Genomic DNA, 16,380 nt, shown 5'->3' on the forward strand with positions numbered 1-16,380 from the left:
CGACCGCCGTCAATCCAAGGCTTCCCAGTGCCCCGAAATCGCTCCGACAACCTTTCGCCCCTGCTCGCGCTGGTGGCCGTTGGCCTCTTCGCCGCCTGTGGTGGCCCTTCCGCCGAAGAGGACGCACGCGTCTGTGCCGACGTGGAATGCAGCGCGGGACGCTGCGTCGCCGAAAACAGCGCCCCCGTCTGCCGTTGCAGCGCCTGGGAGCAGGCCGCGGGCCTCACCTGCGCCATCGTCGGTTACCGGCAGCCCGACGACCATGGTGACACCCCGGAGACCGCCACGGCGTTGGCCCCCTCGGTGGAATTCCAAGAGGGCATCATCAACCCGCCCTTCCGAGCGAAGGCGGACCGGGATGTCTTCGCCATGCCCACCGCGGCAGGCCATGGCTATCGCATGATCGTCCGGGCCGGCACCCTGGCCCCCGTGGACGTGCGCCTCGTGGAGGCCTCGGGGCGTGAGGTGAGGACGCGGACCGTCACGACGTCTGAAGGCACCCGGGTGGAGTTCGTCTCCACGGAGGAGGCCCCTCGATTCATCACCGTGGCCGCTCCGGAAGGAAGCGGTGCGTCGGGGACGTATGCCTACCGATTGGAGGACCTGGGCCGGGATGAGCACGGCGATACGCTCGCCACGGCAACGCCACTCGCGCTGACGAACATCCCCTTCCCGCTCGCGATCGAGTTCCAGGACGACGCGGATGTCTTCACCTTCCGCACCGAGCCGAACCAGGGCTTCCGGTTCTCCTGCGAGGGCGAGAACGTCTCGGTGCACCTCATGGATGGCGAGGGCGCCCCGGTGAATGGCGGGGTGACGAGGGACTCGTCACGCGTCAGCGCGGGCCAGCTGAGCCCGGTCGCGAACACCTGGTTCGTCCGGGTCTACAGCAGTTCCGACGCGGCCTTGGCCACCCAGTGCCAGTTGGACGACCTGGGCCAGGATGACCACGCCAATGCGCTCCAGGGGGCGACTCCGCTGACGGCGGGCCTCCCCTTGGCCGTACGACTCCACGGCCCCAACGACGTGGACGTCTTCTCCTTCTTCGCCACCGCGGGACACATCTACGACATCCGCTTCCACCCCGCCGTCTATGAGCGGCGCTTCAGGCTCACGGACGCGGACGGCAAGACGCTGGCGGAGACGCAGCGGAACCGACTCGTCCATGAAGCGGCGTCGACAGGGACGTACTACGTGCACCTGCTGCCGAATTCATCCTGGGGGAGCGACATCGAGGTGCGGGTCGACGACCTGGGGATGGATGACCATGGGGCTACCCCCCAAACGGCCACCCTCGCTGACGTGGGGGAAACCGTCACCGGGCTCATCCACAAAGAGACGGACCTGGACGCCATCTCGGTTCCGCTCGACCCGGATGTGTTCTACCGGCTGTCCTGCACCCGGGCATGTACGCTGACGACGCGCACTTCCGGCGCCCCTCTCTACATGATGAATATCGAGGACGGCTTGTGGCACGTCCATACGCCGGCTTCGGGGCTCGTCACGTTCATCGTCAGCTCGAGGTCCATTCCCTACGACTTCACGTTCAAGTTGGACCACGCGAGCACGGATGACCACGGCGACGACGCCGAACACGCCACGCCGCAGGCCGTTCCCGTGAACGCGGCCGGCGTCTTCGAGTTGGGCTCGGACGTGGACGTCCTTTCCTTCGAGTTGGAGGCGGGCCGGACCTACGTCGTGCGCGGCAGCAGAACGACCATCCGGCTCCTTGATCCCCTTGGCGCGCAGGTCGCCCTGGCGTACGAGAGGGAAACGGGGAACCAGATCTTCACAGCCCCATCGTCCGGGACGCATGTCGCGGAGCTCAAGTCTGAGAATCCCTACCTGCCGCGTGAGACGGCCTGGAGTTTCTCCCTGCGCGAGCAGTGAGCACTTCCCCGTCGCCGCACAACAGCAACCGGAGGCCACAACGTGCGCTACCGCACCGGACTCAAGGGCCGCCTGGTCGCTGAATTCAAGGAAATGCGGACCCGCCTCCTGCCCGACTGCCAGGTGCGCTACACGCTTTGAGCCGGACTCCGTTTCATGGACGTGACGTGGGCGGCCCGGCCTGTGGCAGACTCTGCCGGACAATGTGGGATTGGACCCGCCAACTGGCGGAGTGGTCGCGGGACGATGTTCCGTTCGCCGTGGCGACCGTGACGGTGTGTCAGGGAAGTACCCCCGCCAAGCCTGGCGCGAAGCTGCTCGTCCGCGCGGACGGGACGTTCCACGGCACCGTGGGCGGTGGCCACCTGGAGAAGCTCGTCCTCGCGGACGCCCGCGCCTGCCTGGAGAAAGGGGAACCCCGTGCGTACCGCTATCCGCTGGGCTCGAAGCTCGGCCAATGCTGTGGCGGCGTGGTGGACGTCTTCATGGAGCCGGTGAACCACGGCCCGCGCCTGTACCTCTTCGGCGCCGGCCACGTAGGTCAGGCCCTGTGCCGCACGTTGGACGGCACCCCCTTCCAGGTCCACCTCGTCGACGAGCGCCCCGAATGGGTCCACGGCGAGCGCATCCCCGCCTCGGTCATCCGCCACGAGGAGCCGTGGGACGTCTTCGCCTCGCGCGCTGTCTGGGACGCGCGCCGCACGTACATCGCGGTGATGACGCACCGGCATGACCTGGACCAGGACATCATCGCCTTCGCCTTGGAGAAGCCCGCGCGCTACGTGGGCCTCATTGGAAGTAACACCAAGTGGGCCCGCTTCCGTCAGCGCCTGGAGGCTCGGGGCGCGACAGCGGCGCAGTTGGCCCGCGTGCGCTGCCCCATCGGGCTGGAGATTGGCGGCAAGTCGCCCCAGGAAGTCGCGGTGAGCATCGCCGCCGGACTCCTTCAGCTCCATCACCAGGGCGCAGACACCGAAACTACCGCCGAGGCCCCGCCCTCGGAGACGCCCCGCCTGCGCGGGGGCTCGTCAGGAGAATGAGCACTATGTTCGAGTTCCAGCTCAATGGCGCGACGGTCCGCGTCGATGGCGTCTCCCCCAACACCACGCTGCTCGACTTCCTGCGTGCCCGCGGCCTCACCGGCACCAAGCAGGGCTGCGCCGAGGGCGACTGCGGCGCGTGCACCGTGGCCCTGGTGGACCGGGACGCCCAGGGCAACCGGTGCCTGCGCGCCTTCAACGCCTGCATCGCCCTGGTGCCCATGGTGGCCGGCCGCGAGCTGGTGACGGTGGAAGCCGTGGGCAGCTGCGAGAAGCCCCACCCCGTGCAGCAGGCCATGGTGAAGAACTACGGTTCGCAGTGTGGCTTCTGCACGCCGGGCTTCATCGTCTCCATGGCGGAGGCGTACTCCCGCAAGGACGTCTGTACCCCGTCAGCCGTGGCGGACCAGCTCTGTGGCAACCTCTGTCGCTGCACCGGCTACCGCCCCATTCGCGACGCGATGATGGAGGCGCTGGCCCAGCGCGAAGAAGGACCGGCGCCCGCCACGGCGATCCCCTCCACGCCGCTCGGAGGTCCCGCCGAGCCCCTGTCCCCGCTGCGCTACGAGGCCGGTGGGCAGACCTTCCTGCGCCCCACGTCGTGGGAGGAGTTGCTCGACCTGCGCGCGAAGCACCCGGAGGCCCACCTGGTGGCGGGCGCCACTGAATTGGGCGTGGACATCACCAAGAAGTCCCGCCGCTACCCCTTCCTCATCTCCACCGAGGGCGTGGAGTCCCTGCGCGCGGTCCACCGTGGGGAGGATGGCTGGTACGTGGGCGGCGCGGCCTCACTGGTGGCGCTGGAAGAGGCCCTGGGTGACGAGCTGCCCGAGGTGAAGAAGATGCTCAACGTCTTCGCCTCCCGGCAGATTCGCCAGCGCGCCACGCTGGCGGGCAACCTGGTGACCGCGTCGCCCATTGGCGACATGGCGCCGGTGTTGCTCGCCCTGGATGCCTCGCTCGTCCTGGGCTCGGTGCGGGGCGAGCGCACGGTGGCGTTGTCCGACTTCTTCCTCGCCTACCGGAAGACGGCGCTCCAATCGGACGAGGTCGTCCGCCACATCCTCATCCCCCACGCCGCCGTGCCCGAGGGCGGCCGGCGGCTCTCCGACTCCTTCAAGGTGTCCAAGCGGCGCGAGCTGGACATCAGCATCGTCGCCGCAGGCTTCCGCGTGGAGCTGGACGCGGGCGGCGTGGTGAAGCTGGCGCGCCTGGGCTACGGCGGCGTCGCGGCCACACCGGTGCGTGCGCGCCGCGCGGAGGCGGTGCTCACCGGGCAGCCCTGGACGGCCGAGACGGTGGCGCGCGTGCTGCCCGTCCTCGCAGAGGAAATCACGCCCATCAGCGACCTGCGCGGCAGCGCGGAGTACCGGCGGGGACTGGTGGCGGGCCTGCTGGAGAAGTTCTTCTCCGGCTCGCACAGCCCGGCCCTGGACGCCGCGCCGGGCTTCGACGCGGGGGAGGTCCAGGCCCCCGCGGACGCGGGACGCGCATTGCGGCACGAGAGCGCGCTGGGCCACGTGACGGGCAGCGCGCGGTACGTGGACGACATGGCGCAGAAGCGGCCCATGCTGGAGGTCTGGCCGGTGTGCTCGCCCCATGCGCACGCCCGCATCCTCAAGAGAGACCCCACCGCGGCGCGCAAGGTGCCCGGCGTGGTGAAGGTGCTCATGGCCGAGGACATCCCCGGCATGAACGACACCGGCCCCATCCGCCACGACGAGCCGCTGCTGGCGGACCGCGAGGTGCTCTTCCACGGGCAGATTGTCGCGCTGGTCGTGGGCGAGTCCGTGGAGGCCTGCCGCGCGGGCGCCCGCGCCGTGGAGGTGGAGTACGAGCCCCTGCCCGCCATCCTCACGGTGGAGGACGCCGTGGCGCGGAGCAGCTACCACACCGAGCCGCACGTCATCCGCCGGGGCGACGTGGACGCCGCGCTGGACAGCAGCCCCCACCGCCTGTCGGGCACGCTGGCCATTGGCGGGCAGGAGCATTTCTACCTGGAGACGCAGGCCGCCTTCGCCGAGCGCGGTGACGACGGCGACATCACCGTCGTGTCCTCCACCCAGCACCCGTCCGAGGTGCAGGCCATCATCTCCCACGTGCTGCACCTGCCGCGCAGCCGCGTGGTGGTGCAGTCCCCCCGCATGGGCGGCGGCTTCGGCGGAAAGGAGACGCAGGGCAACGCGCCCGCCGCGTTCGTCGCGCTGGCCGCGTGGCACACGGGGCGCTCGGTGCGGTGGATGCTGGACCGCGACGTGGACATGGCGGTGACGGGCAAGCGCCACCCGTTCCATGCCGCCTACGAGGTGGGCTTCGACGACCAGGGGCGGCTGCTGGCCCTGCGCGTCCAGTTGGTATCCAACGGCGGCTGGTCCCTGGACCTGTCCGAGTCCATCCTGGACCGCGCGCTGTTCCACCTGGACAACGCGTACTACGTGCCGGCGCTGGCGTACTCCGGGCGGGTGGCGAAGACACACCTCGTCTCCAACACCGCCTTCCGCGGCTTCGGTGGTCCGCAGGGCATGCTGGTGACGGAGGAGGTCCTGGCCCGCGTGGCCCGGGCCGTGGGGCTGCCGGCGGACGAGGTCCGCGAGCGCAACCTCTATCGCGGCACCGGGGAGACGAACACCACGCACTACGGCCAGGAGCTGGAGGACGAGCGAATCCTCCGCGTCTGGGAGGAGCTCAAGAAGTCGTCGGAGTTCGAGCGCCGGCAACGCGACGTGGCGGCGTTCAACGCCCAGTCCCCCTTCATCAAGCGGGGCCTCGCCATCACCCCGATGAAGTTCGGCATCTCCTTCACCGCCACCTTCCTCAACCAGGCCGGCGCGTTGGTGCACGTGTACCGGGACGGCTCGGTCATGGTGTCCCACGGCGGCACGGAGATGGGCCAGGGCCTGCACACCAAGGTGCTGGGCGTGGTCATGCGCGAGCTGGGCGTCACGGCGGACGCCGTGCGGATGGCGAAGACGGCGACGGACAAGGTGCCCAACACCTCCGCCACCGCGGCCTCCAGCGGCTCCGACCTGAACGGCGCCGCCATGCGGGAGGCCTGCGTCACCCTGCGGGAGCGGCTGGCCCCGGTGGCCGTGCGCCTGCTGTCGGACCGGCATGGGCGCAGCGTGGCGCCGGACGCCCTGCTATTCAGCGACGGCAAGGTGGGACTGCGCGGTGAGCCCGAGCTCTCCCTGCCCTTCGCGGACGTGGTGGAGGCGGCGTACCTGTCCCGGGTGGGCCTGTCCTCGACGGGCTACTACCAGACGCCGGGCATCGGCTACGACAAGGCCAAGGGCCGCGGACGCCCCTTCCTCTACTTCGCCTACGGCGCGGCGGTGTGCGAGGTGGAGGTGGACGGCCACACGGGCGTCAAGCGCGTGCTGCGCGTGGACCTGCTGGAGGACGTGGGTGATTCGCTCAACCCCGCCGTGGACCGCGGGCAGATTGAAGGCGGCTTCGTCCAGGGCCTGGGCTGGCTCACGGGCGAGGAGCTCCGCTGGGACGCGAATGGCCGGCTGCTCACGCACTCCGCCAGCACCTACGCGGTGCCGGCCTTCAGCGACGCGCCCATCGACTTCCGGGTGCGGCTGCTGGAGCGGGCGCACCAGCACAACACCATCCACGGCAGCAAGGCCGTGGGCGAGCCCCCCCTGATGCTCGCCATGTCCGCGCGCGAGGCCTTGCGTGAGGCGGTGGCCGCGTTCGGTCAGGCCGGTGGCGAGGTGGAGCTGGCCTCCCCCGCCACGCACGAAGCGCTGTTCCTCGCCATCCAGAAGCGGCGGGCGCGCGCGGCTGCGGAGGGCGGGCGCGAGGCGGCCTGAGACGCCGCTTGGACGGACAGCGGTCCAGGCTCAGCGTGGGGCCTGGAGCCGCTCCCTCCGGAAGCCCTCCGGGCTCACTCCCCACCAGCGCTTGAAGGCGCGGTGGAAGGCCACCGGGTCCGCATAGCCGAGGAGGAAGGACACCTCGGCGATGGACATGCGGCGCTGGAGGTAGCACTCGGACAGCTCGCGGCGCAGGGCCTCGACGATGGCCGCATAGCTCTGCCCTTCGCCCGCGAGCCGCCGCTGGAGCGTCCGCGGCGGCTGCCGCAGGGCCCGGGCAACGGCCACGAAGGAGAAGTCCCCGCCGGCCAGCTCGCGCCGGACCTGCTGCCGCACGCGCTCGGTGGTCGTGGACACGTCCGGCAGCCGCTCCAACGCGCGCTGGGCCTGCCGTTGGAACATGGCGTTGAGCAGCGCGTTCGCGTGGATGAAGGGCCGCTGGGCGTCCTCGTGGGAGAACTCGATGGCGTTGAAAGGCGCGCCGAACTCCAGGGGACACCCGAAGAGCGCCTCGTGCTCGCGGAGGTCCGCGGGCGCGGTGTGGGTGAAGCGCACGACGAGCGGCCGGACGTCCACGCCCGTGAAGGCCCTCACTCCGGTGGCGAACTGCACCAGCGCCGCGTCCACCAGGTGCCGGTGCGCGGGCCGGGACGCGCCCACGGGCGTGAAGCGCATGCGCACGCCGCGCGCCGTCTCCTCCATCAGGAAGCGCTCTCCGTCTCCCCAGACGCGCTGGTAGCGGCAGCCCCGCTCCATGGCTTCCCGCAGCGTCGCGCAGGTGAGGACGACGAAGGTGGCCGGGTCATCCAGGTCCACCACGTCCACGCGGGCGATGTGCAGCCCCAGGTTGGCGTCCCCGGACAGCTCCGCCGCCCGCGCCAGGAGGCCGTCCAACGCGGCGTAGGGGATTCGCAGCTCCGGGTCGTCCAGGTCCTCCATCCGGAAGCCCACCTCCCGGCAGAGCGCCTCCACCGGCAGGCCCAGCGTCGCCGCGAGCCGGAGCGCCTGCCGCGCCATGCGCGCGGACAAAGACGGCTCGGAGGATGAGGACGGAGGCAGCTGCGCCACGAACGGGACGCTAATGGCGCGTTGGCGCGGCCAGCAAGCCGTTCTGTCGCCATCCGTCAGTGCGCGCGCGGCGGGGGGCCTGCACGCTTGGACCATGGACGACACACCTTCGCTGCTCCCGCGGCTGCACCTCTTCGAATTCACGGACCAGACCTGGGTCCCCGACGCGCTGAGGGATTTGACGACCGACTACCTCCACACCGTCAGCACGCGCCTGGGCATCTTCGACGCGGCGGCGGAAATCCTGGCGCGCGGGCTGAACGCGGCGCAGGGCCCGGACCTGGTGGACCTGGCCTCCGGCGGCCGAGGCCCCCTGCCCCGCCTGCGCCAGCTGCTCGCGGAGAAGCACGGCATCGACGCGCGCGTGGTGCTCACCGACAAGTTCCCCAACGCCCAGGCCGCCAAGCGGGCGCGGGCAGAGGGCGTGCAGTACCTGGAACGCTCGGTGGACGCGCTCCAGGTTCCGGCGGACCTGCGGGGCATGCGGACCCTCTTCAACGCCCTGCACCACTTCCGGCCGGACGAGGCCCGCGCGGTGCTCGAGGACGCCCAGGCCCGCGGCGTTCCCTTCGCCGCGTTCGAGACGGTGCGCCGCACGCCCCCGGCCATCCTGTCCATGTTGCTGGTGCCCCTGCTGGTGCTGCTCTTCACGCCCTTGGTGAAGCCTCTGACGCCGCTGCGGCTGCTGCTCACCTACGTGGTGCCGGTGGCGCCGCTCATCATCTTCTGGGACGGGCTGGTGTCTGCGCTGAGGACGCATCAGCCCGACGAGCTCCGGCGCATGACGGAGGCCCTGGCGCGCGAGGGCTACACCTGGGAGGTGGGCGAAGCGAAGGTCCCGGGCAAGGCCGCCATCACGTACGTGCTCGGGCGGCCCACGCGCTGAAGCGTCAAGGTAAGTGCAGCAGCATCAGCAGCACGAAGAGGCCGTTGAGGCCCACGCCGACGGACATGTAGTTGCCGCTCGCCCGGGACATGCCGGCCGCGACGTTGACGTGGCCGAAGTACCCCAGGGCCAGCCGCGTGCCCACCTCCGCGCCGACGTTGAAGCCCGGGTCGCGGGATGCGCGGGTCGCCGTGCCCAGCATCAACCGGCCGTAGGGCACCACCCAGGCATTGACGAAGTGCTGATAGCCGACGAAGCCGTTGAACTCGGAGATGCCCCGGCTCGTGTAGGCCAGGTTCGAGCCGATGTTGAGTCGCCGTTCCAGGAAGGCCATGGGCTGGATGTTGAGGGCGAGGTCCGCCGTCGGCCGCCAGGCCCCCACCCGGTACTGCATGGCGAAGTCGAAGGCCGGTTTGTCCAGCGCCGGTGCCTCCCTCCGGAGCCTGGCCGCTGCCCGAGCGTGGGCCTCGCCACCGCGCGCGTCGTAGAGGTCCGCGAGCGCCAGGGCGCCCTCCTCACTGTCCGTCTCGTACACCGTGACGAACGGCGCCTCGGCACCCGCGAGGTTGCCGTCCGCCATGCGCAGGCGCCCCAATGCCAGGCACCCCTGCGTCGAGCCACCGTCACACGCCTTGGAGAAGGCCGTCTCCGCCTGGGTCCGGTCTCCGTCCTGGAGGAGCTGCTCTCCCCATTCGTTGCAGGCCCAAAGGCTTCCCTTCTCACAGGAGGTGCTTCGGGGCACCGCCTGGCGGGTCGTGGCACACGCCACCAGGAGAGGAGCCATCACCGCCAGGAACGCCAATCGCCGCATGTCCGGTATTCAACCATAAGTGCGACCGGGCTTCCTCGGTCTCCAGGCCCGGGACGGCACGCCCGAAAGCATGGCCGCCCTCCACCCGAACGGAGCAGCCCGGCCAGCCCTCCATCCCCTGGGAGCCCCCTGGTCATGGGGAGGGCGAGCACAGACCTTGAGGGCATCGAGGAGGACCTGTGGCGCCAGTTGCCTTTCACGAAGACACCTTCCGCCCTCAACCCGCGCAGCCGCTCCCGCGGAAGGAGCCCCGATGAAGGTTCCGGAGATGCTGGAGCACCTGCCGGGGGTCGGCCCCCTGATTGGCCGGATTGCGCACGGGCCCGAGGGCGCCCTTCCGCGCCGGGAGACCACCGTGACGCTTCCGGACTTCGCCGCGGTGTCCCTGCCCAATACGGAGCGAGCGCTGGGCGACGGCCGCACGCTGGTGGTCCGCAACCCCGCGGTGCGCTCGCCGCGCGGGCCAGGGCTCACGGTGATGACGTACAACATCCTGCTCGGTGGGCAGCGCCGCCAGGCGCTGCTGGACTACTTCGACAACCTGGAGGCCCGCGGACGGCTGCCCGACGTGCTGGGCCTGCAGGAGGCCAACATCCCCATCGCCGTGCTCCTGGCGGAGCGCTATGGCTTCCATCTGGCGTACCAGGGGCATGACGGCGGCCCCGGCGCGCGGCTGGTGAACGGGAAGGCCTTCCTCACCCGGCACCCGCTGGTGGACGCGGCGCACTTCACGTACGCCACGCCCGACGCGGAGCGGGACGCGGCCATCATGCGGCGGGGCGGAGACCCCTGCGAGCTTCCCGAGGACCGGGGCGCGCTGTACGTGCGCCTGGAGGTGGAGGGTCACCCGGTGGTGCTCTACAACGTGCACCACACCCTGGGCGACTCCGGCATCAACGCCCGCAACCTCCGCCAGCTCAACGCGTTGCTGCAGCACCGTGAGGTCATGCACGCGGTGGTGCTGGGGGACTTCAACGCCAACACCGCCATCAAGACAGGCGGCTCCTGGCTGATGGCTCACCTCAGGACGTACGACGACACCGACACGGTGGAGGAATACGAGGTGCGCTACGGCGAGCCCCACGCCAGCGTGGGGGACGAAGGAGTGGGCAACATCGCCGACCCGCGGTTGCGGCACGAGCTCCACGTGCTGGAGCAGGGCCTGCCGGAGACCATCGCCCATGCCACCACCGCACAGGTGCGCCTGCCGGATGGCTCGCTCATGACGCCGAAGCAGGCGTGCGCCGACCTGCGCTCCGGCCGGGTGCAACGAGGCAGCGAGCAATGGTTGCGGCTCCAGGACATCGCGGACAGCGCCACCCTCACCTCGCTACCGGATGAGAATGGCGTGGTGCCCGCGACGGGCAAGCGCTTCGACAACCTCTACGCCAGCCCTGGACTGGTCCCCCGCCTCTTCGAGGTGGACCGCAGCACCGAGTCCTCCGACCACCAACCCGTGGTGGCGCACTACGACGTGCGGACGCCAGGGTTGAAGGACGGCAAGCCCACTCCTGGCACCGTCCAGCAGCCCACCTGAGGCGCCAGCTTCACCGATGCTGGCGCCCCCGTCCCGCGAGGCCTCAGGGCCCCGCGGGACACGCGGGCAGGGACGTAATCCACGCGTCCACGAGCCCCGTGCCCTCGGCGTCCTTCACCGCGCTGGCCAGCGGCGGCATGCGTGCCGTCGACAGCGAGTGCATGCGCCGCGACAAGACCGACTTCGACGGGTCTCCCGGCGCGACCAGCATCGCTCCGGCCACGCCCAGCTCACCGTGCTCTGGCGCCACACCACAAATCTTCGTTGCGGCGAGCGGCGTGGAGTAGCGCAGATCCAACTCACCGCGGCCCAGGCCATTGGGCCGGTGACAGACGGCGCAGTTGGCGTGCAGGTAGGCCCGTGCGCGCGTCTCCACGGGCTCCGGTCCGGCGTAGGCAGGCATCCGGGGCAGTTGCTCCACCGGGGCCGGCAATTTCAGCACGCCAATATGCTCCAGGGTCCGGAGCTGCGACGCGACGCGCCCGCCCGGGTATGTGTAATCCCCGTTGAGCTGCGCGACCTCCAGGCCCAGCACGAAGCCCGCGGCGGCGGTGTGGCACTGCATGCATTCCCCCCGGCTGGGGTACGTCCACGTCTGCGCCCCCACCGTCTTCACCTTGCCCGTCTCCAGCAACGTCGCGTCGGTACCCGCCTCATTCCACTCGTACGTGTAGCCCGCCCAGATGCCGTCCGGATGGCGCATGAAGAGGCGCGTCTCCACGCGCTTCCCGCCCAGGAGGAACGTCTTCACCGTCACGGTGCCGGGGGGCGCGTCCAGCACGCCCTCCGGCCCCACCGTCATCACCGCCCCGTCTGGCACACCGATGAACCGCTCCTTCCCCGCGCCGTCCGACCACAGCGGGGCATTCACGCCGTACGGGATGAGGCCCGCCGAGGGGAGGTTCGGGTTCGTCGGGTCCGCGCAGCCCGTGGCGGACAGCAGTGTGGGGAACGCCTCGCCACCCGGCGCGGGGGGGAGAGAGGCGTGGATGCGGTGCAGTCCTCCGCCCGCGAAGTCCACCACCAGCAGTTCGCCGTCGTTGAGCTCGGCGAACGAGGAGATGCTGAGCGTCGTGGTGACGAGCAATTGGGGCGCCGCGGCTGCACCGGGAAGGGCGTCACCCGGCAGCGTCCAGATGCGACCCGAGCCGAAGTCGCCAAAGAGGTACTTGCCCGCGAGCGCCGGTACGGCGGTGCCGCGGTACACGTAGCCTCCGGTGACGGAGACGCCTTCTGCGCGACCGTAGACGGCCACGGGCGGCGTCAACCCGGTGGTGCGGCAGCCGCTGCCGCGCGCGCACTCGGTTCCCTCCAGGATGCTCCAGCCGTAATTGCCGCCCAGTTCGACGCGGTTGATTTCCTCGAGGAGCTTTTCGCCCACGTCGCCCAGCCAAAGCGCGCCGGTGCTCCGGTCGAAGCTCCAGCGCCACGGGTTGCGGAAGCCGGTGGCGTAGATTTCCTTCCGCCCGCCGGCGGTGGCGTAGGGGTTGGTGGGCGGAATGGCATAGGGCCGCGCGCTGTCCACGTCGAGCCGCAGCATCTTCCCCAGCAGGAGCTCCGGATTCTGGGCCGTCTGCTTCGGGTCCACGCGTCCGCCACCGTCACCGAAGGCGAAGTAGAGGAAGCCATCCGGTCCGAACGCGAGGTGGCCGCCGTTGTGGAAGGAAAAGGGCTGGTCCTGTTCGAGCACGACCTCCGCGCTCGTCGGGTCCAGGGTGGCCCCACCATCCGGACTGCGGTAGCGGACGATGAACGAGCGTAGACCGCCCATGGCGCTGTCTCCGACATAGGAGAGGAACACCTGGCCATTGGTGGCGAACGCCGGGTGGAAGGCCATCCCGAGCAAGCCCGTCTCGTCATGCTCCACGTTCACCTGCCCGGAGATGTCGACGAACACGGAGCTGACGGGCGGCGTGGCGTCCTTGTCGAACACGCGCACCCTCCCCCCTCGCTCCACCACGTAGATGCGGCGGTTGTCCCCTGGCGCCTGGAGGGCGAACAAGGGCTGGGTGAAGCTCAGCTCCGGGAACGCGCGCGAGATGGTGGCCCCCGCGGGGTCCGGGGGCCGGGGAGGCGCTACGCACGTAGGGTTCGCGGGACGCACGTCGAGCCCGAAGGGCACCTGGGCACCCGTGCCCCCACCATCTGGCGCCATCGGTGCGCTCCCGTCTCCGTCCGTACCCGGTCCCCCACCCGGTGAGGGGTCGGTGATTTCAACTTCGTCCCCTGGGCGACCGGAACCGTCACCCGAAGCGCCAGGACACGCGAGCGAAATGCCGAGCAAGCTCATAGCGAGCGCCACCACGCCCAGCAGCATCAGGACAGACGTTCGTCGTTGTTTCATGGCGATGCTGTGGTGGTTCGCGACGGGGCGGAACGCCAGGGACGGGACCTCACATCCAAGGCGGACTCTGCTGGATGCCGGACCGCGTGGGTGGCAGTCGTCGTGAAGTGGGCCCGGGCATCGTTCGAGGGACGTCTGCCCTCGGACACGGCGCGTCACCTGACAGTCCCGCTGACAAAGGCAGGCGGCGGAACGACCCCTTCCCTTGTCGCGCTGTCCTGGGGCGGACGACCGTGCGTGGGCCGGCCTCACCGCGCGGAAGCCCCTAGATTGCTCGGAAAGGAGGCCTCATGAAGACAGGCAGTGGGACGACATCCCGATTCTTTCGTCCGTTCACGGGCGCTGCGCTCACCGCCGTGCTCGGCCTCGTGGGAGTGCCAGCGGCAACTGCCGCCCAGGGCGTCGTGCCCCAGGTGTCCTGCTACCAGCGCGCGACCGACGGCGGACTCGACGACTCCCTGGCCACGCAGCTCTGCCGCGGCGCTCGGTCATCCACGCCCGCCGACTGCTTCGTGCGCGCCCAGGACGAAGGCTCACTCACGCAAAGCCAGGCCGTCCAACTGTGTCAGTTCGCCGCGCCCGACGAGGACCCCGCGGGTTGTTACATCCAGGCCCGGGAGCAGACCTTCACGGCCCCAGCGCGCGTGTTGCAGCTCTGCCAGCCCGCGGTCCAGACCTGTCCCGGCTACGTGGAGTGAGCCGGCACGGTTCGTTTCCCCGGCAGCAGCAACTCACGCAGACGCGTGAAGTCCACCGGCTTCACCAGGTGCTCGTCGAAGCCCGCTTCCAGCGCGCGGCGCCGGTCCTCTTCCAGGCCGTAGCCCGTCACTGCGATGAGCATCAGCTCGCGGCCCTCGTCCGTCGAGCGGAGCGCCCGGGCCACCTCGTAGCCGTCGAGCCCGGGCAGGCCGATGTCCAGCAGCACGACCTCGGGACGCAGCTCGCGCGCCCGCGCCAGCCCCGAGGGACCGTCCTCCGCTTCGCTGACGGTGTGCCCGTCCAGTTCGAGCAACTCGCGGACGAGTTGCCGGCTGTCGGCGTGGTCATCCACCAGCAACACGTGGCGTCCGGGGGCCGGCGCCATGGGAGCGTCTTGAAGCCGAGGCGCCTGTTCGACCTGGCCGCGCGGCAGCCGCACCGTGAAGGTGCTGCCCTTCTTCAGCCCATCACTCTGCGCGAACACGGAGCCGCCATGCAGCTCCACCAACCGCTTCACCAGCGTGAGGCCAATGCCCAGGCCTCCCTGCGCGCGGTCCAGGGTGCGCTCCGCCTGGAAGAAGAGCTCGAACACGCGCTCCTGGAGCTCCGGTGACAGGCCATCTCCGGTGTCGGACACCTCCAGCACCACGTGGCCGGGCTCTTCTCGCGTCACCACGCGGATGCGACCGCCGGGCGGCGTGTACTTGAGCGCGTTGGACACGAGGTTCGTCACGACCTGCTCCAGGCGGCTCGCGTCCCCCTCCAGCCAGGTCCGCGGGGCCTCTACCTCCACCTGGTGCGCCTGCGTCCGTCCGGAGGACTCCAGCGCCGCGACGGCGCGCCGCACGCACTCCGACAAGTCCATGGTCTGCTTCTGGAGCTGGATGCGGCCACTGCTCACCCGCTCCACATCGAGCAGGTCATCCACCAGCCGCGCCAGGTGGAAGGCCTGCCGCTCCACCAGGGCGCGCGCCCGCTCGCGGCTGGCGGCATCCTCCGTCACCGACAGCACCTTCACGCCGCTGGTGATGGCGGACAGCGGGTTGCGCAGCTCATGGCCCAGCATGGCCAGGAACTGGTCCTTGGCGAGGTTGGCCGCCTCGGCCTCCGTCATCTTCGTCCGCAGCGCGTCCTCGCGCTCCATCACCATGGCCGCGGTGAGCGCGAGCGTCGCCCGCAGGTCCTCCAGTTCCGTGATGCCCGTGGGCCCTACGTTGGTGAACGCATCCGCCGAGTCCGGGCGCTCCCGGGCCGCGCGGGCCAGGGCGCGGAGCGGACGCGTCATGCGGCGGCTCACCCAGGCGGCCCAGGCGGTGGCGATGACACAACACCCCAGCCCCGCGATGAGCAGCGCGGCCAGGGACTGGTTCACCGACGCGGTGAACACCTCGCGAGGCCCCGCGAACGACACCGTCCAAGGCACCACCTGCAAACGCGCGAAGGCCGCGAACGACTTCATCCCATCCACCGTCTGCGACGCGAAGAAGCCCTCGCGGCTCGCGCGGATGTTCGCGATGTATTCGGGCCGGGCCTTCGTTCCGACGAACCGGGCGCGGCCCCGGCTGCGCGAGAGGATGACGCCCTCCTCATCCACCAGCGTGCCCACCCAATTCCCCGGGACGCGCTGTTCGTCCCAGAGCTTGTCGAAGTGCTGCATGGCATACGTCGCCACCAGCACACCCGTGAGCACGCCCTGGCGTCGCACCGGCATCGCCACCACCACGGTGGGCGGCCCCTGGAAGCGCTGGTAGGGAAAGTCGGAGATGACCACGCGCCCCGTCTTCACGACCTCGCGCACGTAGGGCCGCTCATCCACGAGCGCCGTCAGGTCGGCTCCGAAGGGCTGGTCCGTGGTGAACATCGGCCGGCCCTCCACATCCAGCAGGGAGAGCGAGCCCCACTGTTCCTGGGACGCCACCACGGCCTGGCAGGTGGAATGAAAGGTCTTCAGGTCGCCTTGCACCAGCGGGGCCGAATGCGACAGCACCTCCAGCGCCCGGATGGACTGGCCCAGCTCGCGCTCCACGACGAGCGCCAGCGCGCGGGCCGTCTCGCGCATGCCCTGGGCCCGGGCTTCGCGCTGCGACGCCGCGAAGCGGTTCACCACCCCCGCCGCGAAGAGCACGAGCGGCACCAGCAGGCCGAGCGCGAGCAACCCGAGATAGAAGCGGAGCGAGCGCGGCTTCATCGACCTGCGTCCTTCCGGCGGAGCATCGCGCCTCATCCTGCACGGGTGGGAGGACGAGTTGCCCTCCAGGACACAGGAGTGACGTGGGCTGAACAG

General features: G+C 70.3%; 10 protein-coding genes. 6 read left to right on the forward strand and 4 right to left on the reverse strand.

Translation table 11 applies throughout. The features are described 5' to 3' along the window. The first annotated feature begins 27 nt into the window (after positions 1-27). The 3 genes from FL344_RS19140 (at position 28) to xdhB (ending at position 6,748) form a co-directional block, all read left to right on the forward strand. Positions 28-1,890: a hypothetical protein gene (locus tag FL344_RS19140; RefSeq protein ID WP_228565181.1), complete on the forward strand. Its 1,863-nt coding sequence runs from the start codon at positions 28-30 to the stop codon at positions 1,888-1,890. Positions 1,891-2,093: 203 nt separating this feature from the next. Beyond that, positions 2,094-2,930 (forward strand): xanthine dehydrogenase accessory protein XdhC, encoded by an 837-nt coding sequence (gene xdhC / locus FL344_RS19145; protein WP_141619528.1) that lies wholly within the window; start codon positions 2,094-2,096, stop codon positions 2,928-2,930. Continuing rightward, positions 2,927-6,748 carry a xanthine dehydrogenase molybdopterin binding subunit gene (xdhB, locus tag FL344_RS19150; protein ID WP_141619529.1) on the forward strand — a complete coding sequence of 1,274 codons (3,822 nt, stop codon included), beginning with the start codon at positions 2,927-2,929 and terminating at the stop codon, positions 6,746-6,748. The genes xdhC and xdhB overlap by 4 nt, the downstream gene beginning before the upstream one ends. 30 nt (positions 6,749-6,778) lie before the next feature. Here the strand turns inward: xdhB and FL344_RS19155 are convergent, their stop codons facing one another. Further along, positions 6,779-7,819, reverse strand: coding sequence for an AraC family transcriptional regulator (locus FL344_RS19155; RefSeq protein ID WP_228565182.1), 1,041 nt, complete (start codon positions 7,817-7,819; stop codon positions 6,779-6,781). 94 nt (positions 7,820-7,913) lie between these two features. Between FL344_RS19155 and FL344_RS19160 the strand changes: the two genes are divergently transcribed. Continuing rightward, positions 7,914-8,705 (forward strand): hypothetical protein, encoded by a 792-nt coding sequence (locus FL344_RS19160; protein ID WP_141619531.1) that lies wholly within the window; start codon positions 7,914-7,916, stop codon positions 8,703-8,705. Positions 8,706-8,709: 4 nt separating this feature from the next. On the opposite strand, the gene FL344_RS19165 is transcribed toward FL344_RS19160, so the two are convergent. Then, positions 8,710-9,516: a hypothetical protein gene (locus tag FL344_RS19165; protein ID WP_141619532.1), complete on the reverse strand. Its 807-nt coding sequence runs from the start codon at positions 9,514-9,516 to the stop codon at positions 8,710-8,712. Between the two features lie 253 nt (positions 9,517-9,769). On the opposite strand from FL344_RS19165, the gene FL344_RS19170 reads away from it, so the two are divergent. After that, the gene (locus tag FL344_RS19170) at positions 9,770-11,053 is read left to right on the forward strand and encodes an endonuclease/exonuclease/phosphatase family protein (RefSeq protein ID WP_141591971.1); all 1,284 of its coding nucleotides are present in this window, start codon (positions 9,770-9,772) and stop codon (positions 11,051-11,053) included. 43 nt (positions 11,054-11,096) lie between these two features. Here FL344_RS19170 and FL344_RS19175 read toward each other — a convergent pair whose 3' ends face one another. Further along, the gene (locus FL344_RS19175) at positions 11,097-13,397 is read right to left on the reverse strand and encodes an SO2930 family diheme c-type cytochrome (RefSeq protein WP_228565183.1); all 2,301 of its coding nucleotides are present in this window, start codon (positions 13,395-13,397) and stop codon (positions 11,097-11,099) included. 290 nt (positions 13,398-13,687) lie between these two features. Here FL344_RS19175 and FL344_RS19180 point away from each other — a divergent pair, with 290 nt between their 5' ends. Further along, complete coding sequence (locus FL344_RS19180) at positions 13,688-14,095, forward strand: hypothetical protein (protein ID WP_141619534.1); 408 nt, start codon at positions 13,688-13,690, stop codon at positions 14,093-14,095. On the opposite strand, the gene FL344_RS19185 is transcribed toward FL344_RS19180, so the two are convergent. Next, a complete protein-coding gene (locus FL344_RS19185; RefSeq protein WP_141619535.1) occupies positions 14,083-16,284 on the reverse strand; it encodes an ATP-binding protein in 2,202 nt (733 codons plus the stop codon). The genes FL344_RS19180 and FL344_RS19185 overlap by 13 nt on opposite strands. Positions 16,285-16,380: the final 96 nt, after the last annotated feature.

It is taken from the genome of Myxococcus sp. AB036A, assembly GCF_006547355.1.
Classification (GTDB): domain Bacteria; phylum Myxococcota; class Myxococcia; order Myxococcales; family Myxococcaceae; genus Myxococcus; species Myxococcus virescens.